This window comes from Mycobacterium sp. Panama NTM2, assembly GCF_054355555.1.
The window spans coordinates 3,378,987-3,396,714 of sequence record NZ_CM135953.1 but is presented as its reverse complement, the minus strand read 5'-3'; the positions used below and the strand labels follow the sequence as shown (position 1 = coordinate 3,396,714).

The following is a 17,728-nucleotide window of genomic DNA, read 5'->3' as shown; positions in this document are numbered from 1 at the left end:
ATCGAACCGGAATCGAGTCGACATCGGACTCGCGGGACACGTGCGCGCGAACCTGAGAACCACTCTTACAATTCTCTTATGAGTCCAGAGATGAGGCTCGAGGACTATCTCGATGCCGAAGGCAACATCGAGATTCCTGCCGGAGTCACGCTGACGTCGTTCATGGATCGCCACGCCGAGCAGTCGGCCGAGGCGCCCGCCTACCGCTATCTCGACTACGACCGGGACTGCACGGTCGAGCTGAGTTGGGCGGCCCTGCGAACCCGATTACGTGCCGTCGGCGCGCGGCTCCAGCAGATCACCGACACCGGCGACCGGATCGCCATCCTCGCGCCGCAGGGCGTGGAGTACGTGGTCGGATTCTTCGCCGCCATCCAGGCCGGCGGCATCGCGGTTCCGCTGTTCGCACCTGAACTGCCCGGGCACGCCGAACGCCTCGAGGCCGTGCTCGGCGATGCGCAGCCGACCGTCGTACTGACCACCACGGCCGCGGCCCCGGCGGTCCGCGACTTCATCAAGACGATCCCGCGGGAGCGGCGGCCGAGGATGCTCGCCGTCGACGCCGTGCCCGACGCCGTCGGCGAGCACTTCACCCCCGCCCGCATCGCCACCGACGACATCGCCTACCTGCAGTACACGTCCGGATCCACCCGCACCCCTGCCGGCGTCGAGATCACCCATCGCGGCGCCGCGACCAATGTGGTGCAGATGATCGAGTCCGTGGGCTTGGACTGGAACACCCGCAGCGTCAGCTGGTTGCCGCTGTTCCACGACATGGGGCTGTTGATGATCATGTTCCCGGCGCTGGTCGGCGGCCACATCACCTTGATGTCGCCGGTGGCCTTCGTGCGCCGGCCCTACCGCTGGATCCGTGAGCTGGGCGCATCCGACAAGCCCACGTTCGCCGCCGCGCCCAACTTCGCGTTCGAACTCGCCGCCCAGCGTGGCCGCCCGCCCGCGGACGAGACGCTGGACCTGAGCAACGTGGCCGGTCTGATCAACGGCTCCGAACCGGTCAGCATGTCGTCGGTCGATGCGTTCGTCGCGGCGTTCGCGCCGTACGGACTCGACCCCGCTGCGATCAAACCGTCCTATGGAATGGCCGAAGCCACCCTGTTCGTCTCCACCACCGAGTCCGGTACCGCTCCGAAGGCAGTGCACCTCGACCGGCAGGCGCTAAGCGGGGGAGACGCCGTCCAGGTCGGCGCCGACGATGCCGACGCCGTGGTCAGTGTGTCGTGCGGGCAGATCGCCCGCAGCCAGTGGGCGGTGATCGTCGACCCGCAGACCGACGCCGAGCTGCCCGACGGACGGGTCGGTGAGATCTGGTTGCACGGCGACAACATCGGCCGCGGGTACTGGAACCGTACCGACGAGACCGAGCTGACGTTCCGCAACAAGCTGCAGTCCCGGCTGGCCGAATACAGCCACGCCGAAGGCGCCGCCGAGAGCGCTCTGTGGTTGCGCACCGGTGACCTCGGCGTCTACATCGACGGCCAGCTGCACATCACCGGGCGCGTCAAGGATCTCGTGATCGTCGACGGCCGCAATCACTACCCGCAGGACATCGAGGCGACGGTCGCCGAGGCGTCCAAGGCCGTGCGTTCCGGCTTCGTCGCCGCGTTCTCCGTGCCCGGTGTCGGACGCGAAGAGGTGGTGATCGTCGCAGAACGCGCCCCGGGCGCCGGACGCGCCGATGCCGCGCCCATCGTCGACGCCATCCGCGCTGCCGTCTCGCGACGCCACGCCATCCCGCTCGCCGACATCAAACTCGTTGCGGCAGGGGTGATCCCGCGGACCACCAGCGGCAAGCTGGCGCGCCGCGCCTGCCGCGCTCGCTACCTCGACGGCACCCTGTAGAACGCCGCGCGATAGCGTCGCCGGTGTGAGCGACTTCCACACCATCGACGTGCAGCGCAGCGCAGGGCTGGTGCGCCTGACGCTCAATCGGCCCGACGCCGCCAACGGCATCAACGCCGAGATGGCGGGCGAACTCGCCGCCGCGGCCGCCGCGTGCGACGACCCCGCGGTCAAAGTCGTCGTCATCACCGGCGCCGGCCGCTTCTTCAGCGCCGGAGGCGATCTCAAGGAGTTCGCCTCCGCGCCGCACCGCGGCCGCCATCTCAAGGGCGTCGCCGACGACCTGCACCGGGCGATCTCGACGTTCGCGCGCTGCGACGCCGTGGTGATCACCGCGGTCAACGGTGCCGCGGCGGGCGCGGGATTCTCGTTGGCGGTCCTCGGGGACCTCACTGTCGCCGCGGAATCGGCGTCGTTCACGATGGCCTACACCCGCGTCGGATTGACCCCCGACGGCGGCGCCACCTACCTGCTGCCGCGCCTGGTGGGGATGGCGCGCGCCAAGGAACTGATGCTGACCAACCGCAGGCTCTCGGCTCGGGATGCGCTGCAGTGGGGTCTGGTCACCGAGGTCGTCGCCGACGACGCCCTCACGGCCCGCGTGGACGACCTCGCCGCCGGGTTGCTGCGCACGTCGGGCGGCGCCAACGGCGGCGTCAAAGCGTTGCTGCTCGACAGCTTCGGCAACGGCGTGGAAGCCCAGATGGAACTCGAGGGCCGAATGATCGCCGGCCGCGCCGACTCCGCCGACGGCCGCGAAGGTGTCGACGCGTTCCTGGCCAAACGCGCCCCCGACTTCGCCTGACTAGAAGGAGTGCTCCTCGGCTGGGAATGCCCCCGTCGCCACCTCGGCGGCATATTGCGTTGCAGCGCGGCGCAATTCGTCACCCACGGCGCCGAACCTCTTGACGAACTTGGCGGTGCGGCCGCTGGTCATGCCGGCCATGTCCTGCCAGACGAGCACCTGACCGTCGCAATTCGGGCCGGCGCCGATACCGACGGTCGGGATGGTCAGCTTGCCGGTGATCTGGGTGGCCAACTCGGCGGGCACCATCTCCATCACCACCGCGAACGCACCGGCCTCCTGCACGGCGATCGCGTCGTGGATCGTCTGCTCGGCGCCGTCACCGCGGCCCTGCACCTTGAACCCGCCGAGGCCGTTGACGCTCTGCGGGGTGAAGCCGATGTGCGCCATCACCGGGATGCCCGCCGCGGTGAGTGCCGCGATCTGCTCGGCCACCCGCTCGCCGCCCTCCAGCTTCACCGCATGGGCACCCGTCTCCTTCAGGAACCGGGTGGCCGTCTGCAGCGCCTGGGCAGCGCCGCCCTCGTAGCTGCCGAACGGCAGGTCGGCCACGACCAGCGCATGAGGTGCACCCCGAACGACGCCGCGCACCAGCGGGATCAGCTCGTCGATGGTGACCGGGACGGTGGTGTCATAGCCGTAGACGACGTTGGCCGCAGAGTCGCCGACCAGCAGGACAGGAATCTCCGCCTGGTCGAACACCGCGGCGGTCGAGTAGTCGTACGCCGTCAGCATCGCCCACTTGTGGCCTTCGGACTTCCACTTGGCGAGGTGATGAGTGCGGATCTTGATCCGCGCCGCGGGGGTCTGCGTGGCAGCGCCGTACACACTCTGTTCAGACATCGATGTCTCCAGATGGGTGGTCGTTTCGGATCCTCGAGGCCGCTCCGGGTCCCCGGGTTCCGCTGACCCGTCAAGTCTGCCACCGCGTCACCAGAAGTTGAACAACGCGTTAAGTGGATTTGCTCACATCTCTTCGCGGCGCGCTTACGATCGGCGGATGCAACGGCTCAGCGGGCTCGACGCCAGTTTTCTGTATCTCGAGACCGCGGCGCAGCCGTTGCACGTGTGCTCGATCCTCGAGCTGGACACCTCCACGATGCCCGGCGGCTATTCGTTCGCCCGGTTCCGCGACCTGCTGGCCGAACGCATCCGCGCGATGCCCGAGTTCCGGGAACGCCTGGCCGACAACCGATTCAATCTCGACCATCCGGTGTGGGTGGACGATCCGGATTTCGACGTCGACCGACACCTGCACCGGATGGGTTTGCCGTCACCCGGCGGGCCGCGCGAACTGGCCGACATCTGCGGACACATCGCCTCCCTTCCGCTGGACCGCACCCGCCCGCTGTGGGAGATGTGGGTGATCGAGAACCTCGGCGGGGCCCCGGGCGGCGAGGACGGTGAGCGCATCGCGGTGATGACCAAGGTGCACCACGCAGCCGTCGACGGCGTCACCGGCGCCAACCTGATGTCGAAGCTGTGCACCACCGAGCCCGATGCGCCCGCCCCCGAGCCCGTCGCCGGTCCCGGAGGCGGCAGCGACCTCGAGATCGCGGTCAGCGGTGCGGTGCGTTTCGTCAGCCGGCCGCTCGGGCTGGTCAACGCGGTGCCCAACACGCTGACCACCGTGATCGACACCGTCCGGCGGGTCCGCAGCGGAATGACGATGGCCCCGCCGTTCGTCGCCCCCAAGACCGCGTTCAACGCCAACGTCACCGGCCACCGCAACGTGGCGTTCGCGCACCTGGACCTCGACGACGTCAAGACCGTCAAGAACCACTTCGGCGTCAAGGTCAACGACGTGGTGATGGCCCTGGTCTCCGGTGTGCTGCGCACGTTCCTGCTCGACCGTGGCGAGCTGCCGAACAATTCACTGGTCGCGATGGTGCCGGTGTCGGTGCACGAGAAGTCCGACCGGCCCGGCCGCAACCAGGTGTCGGGCATGTTCGCGCGGCTGGAGACCAACATCGCCGACCCGGTCGAGCGGCTCAAGGCGATCGCGGAAGCCAACACCGTTGCCAAGCAACACAGTTCGGCGATCGCAGCCACCCTGCTGCAGGACTGGACGCAGTTCGCCGCGCCCGCGGTGTTCGGCGCGGCGATGCGGGTCTACGCCAGCAGCAGGCTCAGCGGCGCCCGGCCGGTGCACAACCTGGTGGTCTCCAACGTCCCCGGGCCTCAGGGCCGGCTCTACATGCTGGGCTGCGGCGTGGAGGCGATGTATCCGCTGGGGCCGATCTTCCACGGCTCCGGACTGAACATCACCGTGATGTCGCTGTCGGGCAACCTCGACGTCGGCATCGTGAGCTGCCCCGAACTGGTGCCGGACCTGTGGGACATGGCCGACGACTTCGCGGTGGCCATGAAAGAACTGCTCAACGCCGTCGAACGGGCGACCAAGTAGGCGCTCCGACCGCGCCTCGCCGGCACAGATGCCCGGTCATGGCAGCATGTGTTGCCATGAAGCTCATGACCGGGATCGCGCGATCCGGACTCGTCCTCGCGGCGGTCATGCTGCTCGTTGCCGGCTGCAGCAAGATCGTCGACGGCCGGGCGATGCTCGCGGTCCCTCGTCCCGGTTCGCCGATCCAGTGGAACGCGTGCAAGCCCGTCGGACCATCGGACCGCTCTCGCGTCCCCACCGGCGCCGAGTGCGGATTGCTGTCGGTCCCGGTGAACTGGGACAACCCCGAGAGCGCCGACGGCGACGTCGCCCAGCTCGCCGTGGTGCGGTTCAAGGCCACCGGCCAGAAGATCGGCTCGCTGATCGTCAACCCGGGCGGGCCCGGCGAATCGGGGGTCAACGCCGCGGTCAACATGCTCGCGACTCTGCCCGAGCCGTTGCGTGAGCGGTTCGACCTGGTGGGCTTCGACCCGCGTGGGGTGGCGAACTCCTCACCCGCCGTGTGGTGCAACAGCGACGCCGACAACGACCGGCTGCGCGCCGACAACGTGGTGGCCTACACCCCCGAGGGCGTGGCCCACATGGAGAAGCTGACCAAGGAATTCGTGCAGCGCTGCGTCGACAAGATGGGCAAGAACTTCCTCGCCAACGTCGGCACCGCGAGCGTGATCAAGGATCTCGACGCGCTGCGCCAAGCTCTCGGCGACGAGAAGCTCACCTACCTCGGATACTCCTATGGCACCCGCATCGGTGCCGGCTACGCCGAGGCCTACCCGGACAAGGTGCGCGCGATGGTCCTCGACGGCGCGGTCGATCCGAACGCCGACCCGCTCGAGGCCGACATCCGCCAGGCTGCCGCGTTCCAGAAGGCATTCGACGATTACGCGGCGGACTGCGCCAAGGACGCGAACTGCCCGCTGGGCACCGACCCGGCCAAGGCCGTCGACGTCTACCAGTCCCTGGTGTGGCCGCTGGTGGACAAGCCCGCCGCGACCGCCGACCCCCGCGGCCTGAGCTACTCCGACGCAGTGGTCGGCACGATCCTGCCGCTGTACTCGCCGAACCTGTGGCGCCACCTCACCCAGGCGCTGACCGAGATCAAGGAGGGCCGCGGCGACACCATGCTCTCGCTGGCCGACCTGTACATGGGTCGCGACGCCCAAGGCCACTACAACAACTCGACCGACGTGCGCGTCGCGGTGAACTGCGTCGACAAACCGGCGATCACCGATCGGGCGACGCTCGTCGACCAGGACCGGCGCCTGCGCGAGGCCGCGCCCTTCATGAGCTACGGCAAGTTCACCGGTTACGCGCCGCTGGGTACGTGCGCGATGTGGCCCGTGCCGCCGACCAGTCAGCGCCACGAGATCAAGGTCAACGGTCTGCCGCCCGTGTTGGTGGTGTCCACGACCAACGATCCGGCCACGCCCTATCAGGCCGGCGTGAACCTGGCCGAGCAACTGGGCGGAAGCCTGCTCACCTACGAGGGCACCCAGCACACCGTCGCCCTGCAGGGCAACGCCTGCGTCGACGAGATCGCCACCCGGTACCTGCTCGACCTGACGGTGCCCCCGCCGGGCGCGCGATGCTGACGATCGCACGCGTCGGTGACGCCGACCTGACCGACCTGATGCCCCTGATGCGCGGATACTGCGATTTCTACCGGGTGGACCCGAGTGACGCCGACCTCACCGCGATGATGCGCGCCCTGATCGCCGATCCGCGCGAAGGCCTGCAACTCATCGCCCGCGACGACACCGGCGCCGCAGTGGGTTTCGCGACCGTGTTCTGGACGTGGCAGACGCTCTACGCCGCGCGGGTCGGCGTGCTCAACGACCTCTTCGTGACCGAACACGCCCGCGGCACCGGTGCCGGGCGTGCGCTGATCGACCGATGCCTGCAGCACTGCCGCGAACGCGGGGCGCAGAAACTGGTGTGGGAGACGGCGCCGGACAACGTCACCGCCCAACGCCTGTACGACGGCATCGGGGCCGAGAAATCCAGTTGGCTGACCTACGAACTGGACGCCGGATAACAGCCCGGTCACCGTTGAGCCCCGGGGGAAGCCACCCGCGGGATTGCGTGACAGCATGTACTCCCATGTGGCGGGTGGGACGGATGATCGCGGCTGTGTGCGTGCTGAGCGCTGCGCTGTGTCCCACCGCGGCCGCCGCTCCGGCGCCGGCGGTGTCTTGGGGGACGTGCGCCGACGTCATCAAGGACGCCTCCCGCGTCCCCACCGCGCGGTGCACCACCGTCTCGGTGCCGGTCGACTACGCGAAACCCGATGGCGCACAAGCTCAATTGGCGGTCATCAAGGTACCGGCCAGCGGTCGGCGCATCGGCGCGCTGCTGGTGAACCCGGGCGGGCCCGGCGCTTCGGCCGTCGACACCGTCGCCGACATGGGTGCGTCGCTGACCGGCTCTCCCATCACGAACCAATTCGACCTGATCGGTATCGACCCCCGCGGGGTCGGGCACTCGACCCCGCAGCTGCGCTGCCGTACCGACGCGCAGTTCGATGGCTACCGGGCGCAGCCGATGACCGACTACAGCCCGGCCGGCGTCGCCCAGATCGAAGGCGTGCTGCGCGATTTCGCCGGTGAATGCCTGTCGGCGATGGGGGCCGACTACCTGGCCAACGTCGGGACAGCGGTTGCGGTGCGCGACATGGACGCCGTGCGCGAAGCCCTCGGCGAAGCGCAGATCAACTACCTCGGTTTCTCGTACGGCACCGAACTCGGCGCGCTCTACGCCGGTCGCTACCCCGACCGGGTGCGCGCCATGGTGCTCGACGGTGCGGTGGACCCGAGCCTCGATCCGATCACCGAGAGCGTCAACCAGATGGCCGGCTTCCAGCAGGCCTTCGACCGCTACGCCGCCGACTGCATGACCGACGCCGACTGCCCGCTGGGCACCGACCCGGCCCAGGCCGTCGCGCGCTACCACCAGCTGATCGATCCGCTGGCCGCACGGCCGGCCGCCACGTCGGATCCGCGCGGGCTGAGCTATCAGGACGCGTTCACCGGCACCGTGTCGGGGCTGTACTCGCCGCGGTACTGGCCATACATCACCAGCGGTCTGCTCGGCCTCGCCCGCGGCACCGACCCCGTCGACCTGCTGCTGCTCGCTGATGACTACCAGCAGCGAGATCGCAACGGCCACTACAGCAATAGGCAGGACGCATTCACAGCGATCCGCTGCCTCGACTCCGTGTATCCGACCGACCCGGCCGTGTGGGCCGACGCGGACCGGCGGATCCGTGCCGTGGCGCCGTTCTCGTCCTACGGACAGTTCACCGGCTTCGCGCCGCGCAACACGTGCGCGCTGTGGCCGGTGCCCCCCACGCCCGTGGTCGGGCCCGCCACGTCACCCGGGCCCGGCAAGGTCATCGTCGTCTCCACCACAGGGGACCCCGCCACCCCGTACGCGGCCGGCGTCGAGCTGGCCCGGCAGATGGGCGCCCCGCTGGTCACGTTCGAGGGCAGTCAGCACACCGTCGTGTTCAACGGCGATCAGTGCGTCGACACGACCGTCGTCGACTACCTCACCGCACTGAAGCCGCCACCGGCCGGTTTGCGGTGCTAGCAGCGCTGTAACACAGAATTAACAGGCGGAAATTAGGCTCCCACCATGGATCGGCAGAAGGAATTCGTGCTGCGCACGCTGGAAGAACGCGATATCCGCTTCGTCCGGCTGTGGTTCACCGACGTACTCGGATACCTGAAGTCGGTCGCGATCGCGCCTGCCGAGTTGGAAGGTGCCTTCGAGGAGGGCATCGGCTTCGACGGCTCGTCGATCGAAGGCTTCGCCCGCGTGTCCGAAGCCGACATGGTGGCCCGGCCCGACCCGTCCACGTTCCAGGTGCTGCCGTGGACGTCGAGCGCCGGCGAGCACCACTCGGCGCGGATGTTTTGCGACATCACCATGCCCGACGGATCGCCGTCCTGGGCGGACTCCCGGCACGTGCTGCGCCGCCAGCTGTCCAAGGCCAGCGACCTCGGCTTCTCCTGCTACGTGCATCCCGAGATCGAGTTCTTCCTGCTCAAGCCGGGCCCCGACGACGGGACCCCGCCGGTACCCGCGGACAACGGCGGCTACTTCGACCAGGCGGTCCACGACTCGGCGCCGAACTTCCGCCGCCACGCCATCGACGCGCTGGAGCAGATGGGCATCTCGGTGGAGTTCAGCCACCACGAGGGCGCGCCCGGACAGCAGGAGATCGACCTGCGCTACGCCGACGCGCTGTCGATGGCCGACAACGTCATGACGTTCCGTTACGTGGTCAAAGAGGTCGCCCTCGCCGACGGTGTGCGAGCCTCGTTCATGCCGAAGCCGTTCGCCGAACATCCCGGCTCGGCCATGCACACCCACATGAGCCTCTTCGAGGGTGAGAACAACGCCTTCCACAGCCCCGACGATCCACTTCAGCTCTCCGAGGTCGGAAAGTCCTTCATCGCAGGCATTCTCGAGCACGCACAGGAGATCAGCGCCGTCACCAACCAGTGGGTGAACTCCTACAAGCGGTTGGTGCACGGCGGTGAGGCGCCGACGGCGGCGTCCTGGGGCGCGGCGAACCGCTCGGCGCTCGTGCGGGTACCGATGTACACGCCGCACAAGGCGTCGTCGCGCCGCGTCGAGGTCCGTAGCCCCGATTCGGCGTGCAACCCGTATCTGACGTTCGCCGTGCTGCTGGCGGCCGGGCTGCGCGGCATCGAGAAGAACTACGCGCTGGGCCCACAGGCCGAGGACAACGTCTGGACCCTGACCCCCGAGGAACGCAAGGCGATGGGTTACAAGGAGCTCCCCGGCAGCCTCGGTGTCGCGCTGACCGAGATGGAGAACTCCGAACTGGTCGCCGAGGCGCTGGGGGAGCACGTGTTCGACTTCTTCCTGCGCAACAAGCGCGCCGAATGGGAGAACTATCGCAGCCACGTCACACCGTTCGAGCTGAAGAACTACCTGTCGCTCTAACGGAGAACGGGCCGGACTAGATTCACCGGTATGGCCAAACCCGCGACGCAGCGTCCCAAGCTGCCCGGAGTCGGCCGACTCGGCCTCGTCGAGAAGACCGCGCAGGCCGACCTGGACCAGCTCGGCTGGAACACCGACGCCCACGTCGAGCTGCTGTGGTCGCTCTCGCGCGCCCCGGACGCCGACAGCGCGTTGCGCACGATCGTCCGGCTCTCCGAGGCGCTCGGCCGCGACTGGGCCGAGCTCGACGCGGCACTGCTCACCGACAAGCCGCTGCGGGGCCGGCTGTTCGCCGTGATCGGCTCCTCGCTGGCCCTGGGCGATCATCTGGTGGCCAATCCGCAGTCCTGGCGTCTGCTGGCGGGCCGGGTGCGGTTACCGAGCATCGACGATCTGGCGCGCATGTTCGGTGAGGTGACCGAAAAGGCAACGGGTGCACCGACTGTCACGCCCGAGCTGCGCACGCTCTACCGGGATCGACTACTGGTGCTGGCCGCCCTGGATGTGGCACCGACGGTGGAGAACGAACCGGTGCTGCCGTTCACGGTGGTCGCCGAGCACCTGTCGGATCTCGCGGACGCAGCACTGCAGGCCGCGCTGACCGTGACCACGAGGTCGGTGTGCGGGGACGGGAAAGACGAGGCGCCGCCGGCGCTCGCGGTGATCGCGATGGGCAAGTGCGGTGCGCAGGAGCTCAACTACGTCAGCGACGTAGACGTCATCTTCGTCACCGACGACGACTCGCACAGCCGGCTGGCGCAGGCCACCCGCATCGCCGGGGAGATGATGCGGCTCGCGTCCGACGCGTTCTTCGAAGTCGACGCGGCGCTGCGGCCGGAAGGCAAGCGGGGTCCGCTGGTGCGCACCTTGGACTCCCACATCGCCTACTACGAGCGGTGGGCCAAGACCTGGGAGTTCCAGGCACTTCTCAAAGCGCGGCCCGCCGCCGGCGACGCCGACCTCGGCCGCCGCTACGTCGACGCACTGATGCCGATGGTGTGGACCGCCAGCGAGCGTGAGGATTTCGTGCCCGATGTGCAGGCCATGCGCCGGCGTGTGGTGGAACTGGTCCCCGCCGGCGTGCGCTCGCGGGAGCTGAAGCTGGGTACCGGCGGTCTGCGCGACGTCGAATTCGCCGTGCAACTCCTGCAATTGGTGCACGGACGGCTCGACGAGTCGCTGCACGTGGCTTCCACGGTGAACGCGCTGGCCGCGCTCGGCGACGGCGGGTACATCGGCCGCGACGACGCGGCCAACATGACGGCGTCCTATGAGTTCCTGCGCCTGCTCGAACACCGTCTGCAGTTGCAGCGCCTCAAGCGCACCCACCTGCTGCCCGAGGACGACGACGACGAGGCGATGCGCTGGCTGGCCCGCGCGGCCCACATCCGGCCCGACGGCCGCCACGACGCGCTCGGCGTGCTGCGCGAGGAACTCAAGCGGCAGAACCACCGGGTGTCGCGCCTGCACGCGAAGCTGTTCTATCAGCCGCTGCTGGAATCGGTGGGCGAGACCTCGCTGGGGATCTCCGAGGTCATGAGCACCGAGTCGGCCGAAAGGCAGCTCGCCGCACTCGGTTACGAAGGCCCGCAGAGCGCACTGACCCATCTCGCGGCGTTGACCAGCAGCAGTGGCCGACGGGGCCGGGTGCAGCAGGTGCTCCTGCCGACGCTGCTCGACTGGCTCTCCGACACCCCCGACCCCGACGCCGGCCTGCTCAACTATCGCCGGCTCAGCGATCAACTGGCCGACCATCGCTGGTATCTGGCGACGCTGCGCGACGAGGGCGCCGTGGCCAAGCGGTTGATGCACGTCCTGGGCACCTCGGCGTACGTGCCGGAGCTGCTCATGCGTGCGCCCGAGGTGATCCAGCTCTACGCCGACGGGCCCAACGGACCCAAGCTGTGCGACGTCGACACCGATGGCGTGGCGCGCTCGCTGGTCGCCTCCGCGGCGCGCCACAGCGACCCGGCCCGCGCGATCGCCGCTGCCCGCTCTTTGCGCCGTCGCGAACTGGCCCGCATCGCCTCGGCCGATCTGCTCGGGATGCTCGACGTGACGGAGGTGTGCGCGCAGCTGACGTCGATGTGGGTGGCGGTGCTGCAGGCCGCCCTCGACGCGGTGATCCGGGCCAACACCCCCGAGCAGGGCCCCCCGGCGCGCCTCGCGGTGATCGGGATGGGCCGCCTCGGCGGGCGGGAACTCGGTTACGGCTCCGATGCCGACGTGATGTTCGTGTGCGAGCCGAACGCCGGGGTGGAGGAATCGGCGGCGGTGAAGTGGTCGGTGACCGTCGCCGAGCAGGTGCGCGCCCGACTCGGCACGCCGGGTGCCGACCCGCCGCTGGACGTCGACGCCAACCTGCGCCCCGAGGGTCGCTCGGGCCCGCTGGTGCGCACGCTCGCGTCCTATGAGACGTACTACTCGCAGTGGGCGCAGCCGTGGGAGATCCAGGCGCTGCTGCGCGCGCATCGGGTGGCCGGCGACCTCGAGCTGGGGGAACGCTTCCTGCTCATGATCGACAAGACCCGATATCCCGCCGGTGGCGTGTCGGCCGAAGCCGTGCAGGAGATCCGCCGCATCAAGGCGCGCGTGGACGCCGAGCGACTGCCGCGCGGAGCCGATCCGAACACGAACACCAAGCTGGGCCGCGGCGGACTCGCCGACATCGAGTGGACCGTGCAGCTGCTGCAATTGCGGTTCGCGCACAAGATCCCGGCCCTGCACACCACCTCGACCCTGGACACGCTGAACGCGATCGGCGCGGCCGAGCTGATCGCCGAAGGCGACATCGAGCTGCTGCGCCATGCGTGGCTGACCGCGACCCGGGCCCGCAACGCGCTGGTGCTGGTGCGCGGCAAGCCCACCGACCAGCTGCCCGGACCGGGCAAGCTGCTCAACGCCGTCGCGGTGGCCGCCGGCTGGCCGGACGGCGACGGCGGGGAATTCCTGGACAACTATCTGCGTGTCACCCGGCGTGCGAAAGCCGTGGTGCGCAAGGTGTTCGGGCCCTGACACGGTCCGAGGGCAACCCGCCCGTCCGTTTGACAGCTGTCAGTGCTAAGAAACGTAGATGGACTTCACGTTCGATGTGATCAGCGCGAAGGAGTACGACGAGCAACGGCGGCGATTCGATCCGCTGACCGATGCGCTGCGCGAACTCATCGATGTGGGTATTCACACCGACGTCGACGACGCCACGGTGCTGTTGGCTCTCGAACACCTCGAGGAGGCGCATGCACTGCTCGAACAGCGCCTCCGCACCGGGCGGTCGACGCTGCGGCACGCCGAGACCGGCCGCGCCGTCGTCTGGGCCAATCCCGCGGTGGGGTTGCGCAACGCGATCGCCCCGCCGATGGTGATCGAGCGCGAGCCCGACGGAAGCTGCTGGAGCGAATTCACCCTCGGTCCGGCCTATGAGGGGCCGCCGGGCTGGGTGCACGGCGGCATCTGCGCGCTCGTGCTCGACCATCTGCTCGGAGACGTGGCGAGCCAGGGTCTGAATCTGCCGAAGTTCACGGGCACCATCAGCCTGCGCTATCTGCGCGGTACACCGCTCGGGCCGGTGCGGGCCGAGGGTTTCGTCGAGCGCGTCGAGGGGGCCAAGACCTTCGCCCGCGGCTACCTCAAAGACGCCGACGGGGCGACCGTCGAGGCCGAGGGCGTGTTCATCCTGCCCGCCTGGGCCCGGGACGCGGGCTGATCGGTCGCATGAAGATCTACGTCTCCATCGCCTTCCAGGACACCCGGGAGGCGATCGAGGTCGCCCGTGCCGCAGACGAACTCGGCTATGACGGTATCGGCATTCCCGACCACGTCGTGAATCTCGAGACCTTGCAGACCCCCTATCCGTACACCGAGGACGGCAGCCGCCGCTGGCAGGCCTTCACCGACTGGCCGGACCCGTGGGTGATGATCGGCGCCATCGCCACGCTGGCCACCCGGCTGCGCTTCGTGACCACCGTCTACCTGCCCGCCATGCGGGACCCGTATTCGGCGGCCAAAGCCATCGGCACCGCGGCCGTGCTGGCCGGCGGCCGGCTCGAGCTGGGTATCGGAGTGGGTTGGTGCCGTGAGGAATTCGAGCTCCTCGGTCAGCAGTTCGAGCGGCGGGGCAAACGTACCGACGAGATGCTCGAGCTGATGAAGGCGCTGTGGGCGCCCGGCTGGACCGAGTTCTCCGGCGAGTTCTACACCGCGCCGCGCATGGAGATGGAACCCACCCCGCCGCCCATCCCCATCTACGTCGGCGGGTTGTCCGACATCGCGCTGCGCCGCGCCGCCCGACACGACGGCTGGATCGGCGATCTCATCACCACCGACCAGGCTCTGGAGCGGATCGCCACCCTGCGTCGCATCCGGGCCGAAAACGGTTTGGACATGGCCGGTTTCGAGACGATCACACCGCTGAGCGACGCGTTCACCCCGGATCACTACGCCCGCGCGGAAGCGGGCGGCGTCACCGGCGTGATCACGATGCCGTGGATGTTCTACAGCGGTCCGGCCGCCACGCTCGAGCAGAAGATCGACGGCATGCGCCGCTTCCGTATCGACATGGGGCTAGAGGACTGACGTCACCGTGGTCGGCACGATCGTCACCCGCACCGTGATGTCCGACGTGCCGCCGTGGCCGTCGTCGACGGTGACCACGAACGCATCACGCTTGTCCGACAGTGGCGCCTTCGGTGCACCGGCCGCCGCGCGGGCGGCGTCGGTGGGCACGTAGGTGAATCCGCCGGCAGCGGTGACGACGACGCTGCCCTTCTCGGTCACGGTGGTGCCCCGGTAGGTGAGCAGATCGCCGTCGGCGTCCTTGGCGGTCACCTGCCCGCTGACCAGACCGGTGGCCTCGTCGGTAGTGGCGGTGTAGGACAGCTGCGACGGCGCGCGATTCGCCGACGGCTTGATCGACACCGTGACCGGGACCGCCAGCGTGCCACCGAAACCGTCGGCTGCGGTGACGACGAACGTGTCCACCTTGTCCTGTTCGGTGGCGTCGTCCGCGCCGGCCTGGTGACGTGCCGCAGCGCTCGGGGTGTAGGTGAACGTGCCGTCGGCGTTGACGACAACGCTGCCCTTGGGGGTGAGCCCGGTTCCGCTGTAGGACAACGGGTCCTGGTCCGGATCTGTGGCCGTCACCGTCCCGGTCACCTTGCCGGTGAACACGTTCGGTGAACCCGCGCTGAACGTGCCGTCCACGGGGGCGTGGTTGTCCCCGCCCAGCGGCGCGATACCGACCCGCACCGTCAGCGTGGTGGTGCCGCCGTGGCCGTCGTCGACGGTCACGCGGAAGCTGTCGATCTTGGCGCTGCGCGGTGCGAACGGTCGACTGGCTTGTGCCCGGGCCGCTTCCGAGGGCGTGTAGACGAACGTGCCGTCCTCGGCGATCGACACCGTGCCCTTGCGGGTCGTCGCCGCTGATCGGTAGGTGAACGAGTCGCCGTCGGCGTCGACGGCGGTGATCGCGCCGGTGACCACTCCGGTGTTCGGATTGGTGAACACGTTCTTGACCGACGCGGATGTGGGCGCTACGTTGGCGGGTTTGATCGCAACGGTGACAAGGGTTTTGGTGATACCGCCGTGATCGTCGGTGACGGTGATGACGAAGCTGTCCTGCTTGTCCAGCTGCGAGGCGTTGTCGGCGGATGCGGCGTGGCGGGCCTGCGCGGTCGGTGTGTAGGTGAACCGGCCCCGCTCGTCGATCACCACGGTGCCGCCCTTGTTGGTGTCGCCGACCTCGTAGGTCAGCGGATCGCCGTTGGGATCCTTCGCGATCACCACGCCGGTCACCGTGGAGCTGAACGGAGACGTCCGGGTGCGGACCTTGACCACCTCGGGATCGATGTTGTCGGGCTTGATCGGCACCGTGACGGTCACGACGGTCACGCCGCCGTATCCGTCGGCGACCGTCACGGTGTAGGTGTCGGTCTTGTCCGCCTCGGTGGCGTCAAAGGCACCCGCGGCGTGCCGCGCCTCGTCGGTGGGCACATACGACATGTGCCCGTCCTCGTCGATGGTCACCGTGCCGCCTTTGGCCGTCGGGGACAGCGTGAACGTGTAGGCGTCACCGTCGGCGTCACGGACCCGAATCGAGGAGCGGACCTCCGCGCCCCCGAAGGGCGACAGGCGCGGTTTCGTCAGCTGGATTGTGGGCGGGGTGTTGGCCGGTGCGATCTCGACGGTGATCGGCACGGTGGTGATGTCGCCGGAGCCGTCGACGACGGTGAGCACGAAACTGTCGGCCTTGAGCGAGGGGTCGGCCCCGACAGCGGCCGCGGCGTGGCGCGCCTGCTTGGTCGGGGTGTAGGTGAAGGACACGGTGTCGCCGCTGACCGACACGACGACAGTGCCCCTGCTCGGACCACTGGCCACGGCGGTGTCGGCGTCGGCGACGACGACCTCTCCGGTGACCACACCGGTCTCGTCCGGGGGATTGAGGACCGGCGCGTCGGTCTGACCCAGTTGCCGTCGCGCAGCTGCGGCCAGCAGCCACATCGCCGGGGAGGCCACCGGCGCGACCGGGGCGTCCTTCGGGGTGAGCCCCGACGTCAGCAGTTCGACGAGTCGGACGCGGGTGGTGGCGGAGGCTCGCTCCTCGGTGTCGGGCTGCTGCGTGGGGGCGACGACATCGGCGGTCACCATGGGGACCTCCGCGACGGAGGCCACGAGCTTCTGCGGGGCCGGCGCGACCGTGGTGGCTCCCGACGGGGAATCGTCGTCCGGTTCGGGTGTGCGCACGCGTGTGCGCTGCACCGTCGAGGTCTCCGCGCCTGCGTCGTCACGGATCGCGCGCTGCTTGCGCTTCCGCGACGGCTTCGCGTCGTCGGTGGAGGCATCGGCGTCGGTTCTGACGGCCCGCTGGGCCTTGCGGTTGTTCCGGGTCGGCTTGTCCGGCGTCCTGCCACCGGTGTCGGATGCCGTCGTCGTGTCCGCGTTCGAGCTCACCGACGGCGTGCTGTCGCTCGAGTCGTCCGCCCACGCGACCCCCGGAGTCGCGCCGATACCGATGCCGACACCGAGCGCGAACGCCAGTGCGCCGATTCTGCCGATGTGCTTCGAAGACCCCACAGTGAATTCCCCCCGACAATTGCCAACGTGGTCAATATCGGGTCATCCTAGGGACCTCAGCAACCAAAAAGCGTGGCGTTCAGCGAATCTTTTCCTCGTGTCTGCAAACCCGAACGCCACCGGTGTTCGCTGATTCGGCGGCCCCGGGAGCAAAGGCGACGTCAGCGCCGTACGGCCAGCGAGCCCCGCCGTCGCCCGTCGACCGCCCAGGCGCCCCCGCCGGTCGTTGCCAACAGCAAGAACCCGAAGCACAGCACCACCGCCAGCTCGCCGCCGTTGCCACCCATTTGGGGATCGAACGGCCAGAAGCTCGCCGGCTCACCGCTGAACACCGCCCAGTGCTGCCAGAAGTAGGCCACCGCCATCTCGCCGGAGGCGATGAACGCGGCGATGCGGGTGACGAAGCCGACGGTGATCAGGGCGCCGAGGACGATCTCGAGGATTCCGGCGAACCAGAACGGCCAGGTGCCCGCGGGCACCGCCGTGCCCAGCGGCCAGCCGAACACCTTCATGGTGCCGTGCAGGAGCAGCACCACACCGGTCACGATTCGGAAGAGGCTCAGGACGGGGGAGGAGTACGCGGACAGTCGGGCGTCGAGGCGTTGCGTCATACC

Annotated in this window: 13 protein-coding genes; 10 read left to right on the top strand and 3 right to left on the bottom strand. The window is 68.9% G+C overall.

The window, feature by feature from the left end; all coding sequences use genetic code 11:
• Positions 1 to 78 precede the first annotated feature (78 nt).
• Complete coding sequence (locus ACXYX3_RS15985) at positions 79 to 1,860, top strand: fatty acyl-AMP ligase (RefSeq protein WP_458608177.1); 1,782 nt, start codon at positions 79 to 81, stop codon at positions 1,858 to 1,860.
• 25 nt (positions 1,861 to 1,885) lie between these two features.
• On the top strand, positions 1,886 to 2,665 hold the full coding sequence (locus tag ACXYX3_RS15980; protein ID WP_458608176.1) for an enoyl-CoA hydratase/isomerase family protein: 780 nt from the start codon (positions 1,886 to 1,888) through the stop codon (positions 2,663 to 2,665).
• Here ACXYX3_RS15980 and panB read toward each other — a convergent pair whose 3' ends face one another.
• On the bottom strand, positions 2,666 to 3,508 hold the full coding sequence (gene panB / locus ACXYX3_RS15975; protein WP_241205826.1) for a 3-methyl-2-oxobutanoate hydroxymethyltransferase: 843 nt from the start codon (positions 3,506 to 3,508) through the stop codon (positions 2,666 to 2,668). It abuts the gene before it with no gap.
• Positions 3,509 to 3,665: 157 nt separating this feature from the next.
• Between panB and ACXYX3_RS15970 the strand changes: the two genes are divergently transcribed.
• The 8 genes from ACXYX3_RS15970 (at position 3,666) to ACXYX3_RS15935 (ending at position 14,618) form a co-directional block, all read left to right on the top strand.
• Positions 3,666 to 5,072, top strand: coding sequence for a WS/DGAT/MGAT family O-acyltransferase (locus ACXYX3_RS15970; RefSeq protein WP_458608175.1), 1,407 nt, complete (start codon positions 3,666 to 3,668; stop codon positions 5,070 to 5,072).
• Between the two features lie 56 nt (positions 5,073 to 5,128).
• Positions 5,129 to 6,664, top strand: a complete 1,536-nt coding sequence (locus ACXYX3_RS15965; protein WP_458608174.1) for an alpha/beta hydrolase — start codon at positions 5,129 to 5,131, stop codon at positions 6,662 to 6,664.
• Entirely contained in the window at positions 6,658 to 7,107 is a 450-nt protein-coding gene (locus ACXYX3_RS15960; RefSeq protein WP_458608173.1) for a GNAT family N-acetyltransferase, read from the top strand. The genes ACXYX3_RS15965 and ACXYX3_RS15960 overlap by 7 nt, the downstream gene beginning before the upstream one ends.
• A gap of 83 nt (positions 7,108 to 7,190) precedes the next feature.
• On the top strand, positions 7,191 to 8,660 hold the full coding sequence (locus ACXYX3_RS15955) for an alpha/beta hydrolase (protein ID WP_458608172.1): 1,470 nt from the start codon (positions 7,191 to 7,193) through the stop codon (positions 8,658 to 8,660).
• Positions 8,661 to 8,705: 45 nt separating this feature from the next.
• Positions 8,706 to 10,046: a type I glutamate--ammonia ligase gene (glnA, locus tag ACXYX3_RS15950; protein WP_241205821.1), complete on the top strand. Its 1,341-nt coding sequence runs from the start codon at positions 8,706 to 8,708 to the stop codon at positions 10,044 to 10,046.
• Positions 10,047 to 10,076: 30 nt separating this feature from the next.
• Positions 10,077 to 13,061, top strand: a complete 2,985-nt coding sequence (locus ACXYX3_RS15945) for a bifunctional [glutamine synthetase] adenylyltransferase/[glutamine synthetase]-adenylyl-L-tyrosine phosphorylase (protein ID WP_458608171.1) — start codon at positions 10,077 to 10,079, stop codon at positions 13,059 to 13,061.
• Positions 13,062 to 13,119: 58 nt separating this feature from the next.
• Positions 13,120 to 13,749 (top strand): PaaI family thioesterase, encoded by a 630-nt coding sequence (locus ACXYX3_RS15940; RefSeq protein WP_241205819.1) that lies wholly within the window; start codon positions 13,120 to 13,122, stop codon positions 13,747 to 13,749.
• An 8-nt stretch (positions 13,750 to 13,757) separates the two neighbouring features.
• Positions 13,758 to 14,618, top strand: a complete 861-nt coding sequence (locus ACXYX3_RS15935) for a TIGR03619 family F420-dependent LLM class oxidoreductase (RefSeq protein WP_241205818.1) — start codon at positions 13,758 to 13,760, stop codon at positions 14,616 to 14,618.
• On the opposite strand, the gene ACXYX3_RS15930 is transcribed toward ACXYX3_RS15935, so the two are convergent.
• Positions 14,607 to 17,114, bottom strand: coding sequence for an Ig-like domain-containing protein (locus ACXYX3_RS15930; RefSeq protein WP_458608170.1), 2,508 nt, complete (start codon positions 17,112 to 17,114; stop codon positions 14,607 to 14,609). The genes ACXYX3_RS15935 and ACXYX3_RS15930 overlap by 12 nt on opposite strands.
• 161 nt (positions 17,115 to 17,275) lie before the next feature.
• Positions 17,276 to 17,725: a DoxX family protein gene (locus tag ACXYX3_RS15925; protein ID WP_458608169.1), complete on the bottom strand. Its 450-nt coding sequence runs from the start codon at positions 17,723 to 17,725 to the stop codon at positions 17,276 to 17,278.
• Positions 17,726 to 17,728: the final 3 nt, after the last annotated feature.

What these genes read in the sequence shown, in the direction of transcription:
- ACXYX3_RS15935 (WP_241205818.1), top strand. Translation starts at nt 13,758, where the DNA reads ATGAAGATCTACGTCTCCATCGCCTTCCAGGACACCCGGGAGGCGATC.
- ACXYX3_RS15925 (WP_458608169.1), bottom strand. Translation starts at nt 17,725, where the DNA reads ATGACGCAACGCCTCGACGCCCGACTGTCCGCGTACTCCTCCCCCGTC.
- ACXYX3_RS15955 (WP_458608172.1), top strand. Translation starts at nt 7,191, where the DNA reads ATGATCGCGGCTGTGTGCGTGCTGAGCGCTGCGCTGTGTCCCACCGCG.
- ACXYX3_RS15985 (WP_458608177.1), top strand. Translation starts at nt 79, where the DNA reads ATGAGTCCAGAGATGAGGCTCGAGGACTATCTCGATGCCGAAGGCAAC.
- glnA (WP_241205821.1), top strand. Translation starts at nt 8,706, where the DNA reads ATGGATCGGCAGAAGGAATTCGTGCTGCGCACGCTGGAAGAACGCGAT.
- ACXYX3_RS15940 (WP_241205819.1), top strand. Translation starts at nt 13,120, where the DNA reads ATGGACTTCACGTTCGATGTGATCAGCGCGAAGGAGTACGACGAGCAA.
- ACXYX3_RS15960 (WP_458608173.1), top strand. Translation starts at nt 6,658, where the DNA reads ATGCTGACGATCGCACGCGTCGGTGACGCCGACCTGACCGACCTGATG.
- ACXYX3_RS15970 (WP_458608175.1), top strand. Translation starts at nt 3,666, where the DNA reads ATGCAACGGCTCAGCGGGCTCGACGCCAGTTTTCTGTATCTCGAGACC.
- ACXYX3_RS15945 (WP_458608171.1), top strand. Translation starts at nt 10,077, where the DNA reads ATGGCCAAACCCGCGACGCAGCGTCCCAAGCTGCCCGGAGTCGGCCGA.
- panB (WP_241205826.1), bottom strand. Translation starts at nt 3,508, where the DNA reads ATGTCTGAACAGAGTGTGTACGGCGCTGCCACGCAGACCCCCGCGGCG.
- ACXYX3_RS15965 (WP_458608174.1), top strand. Translation starts at nt 5,129, where the DNA reads ATGAAGCTCATGACCGGGATCGCGCGATCCGGACTCGTCCTCGCGGCG.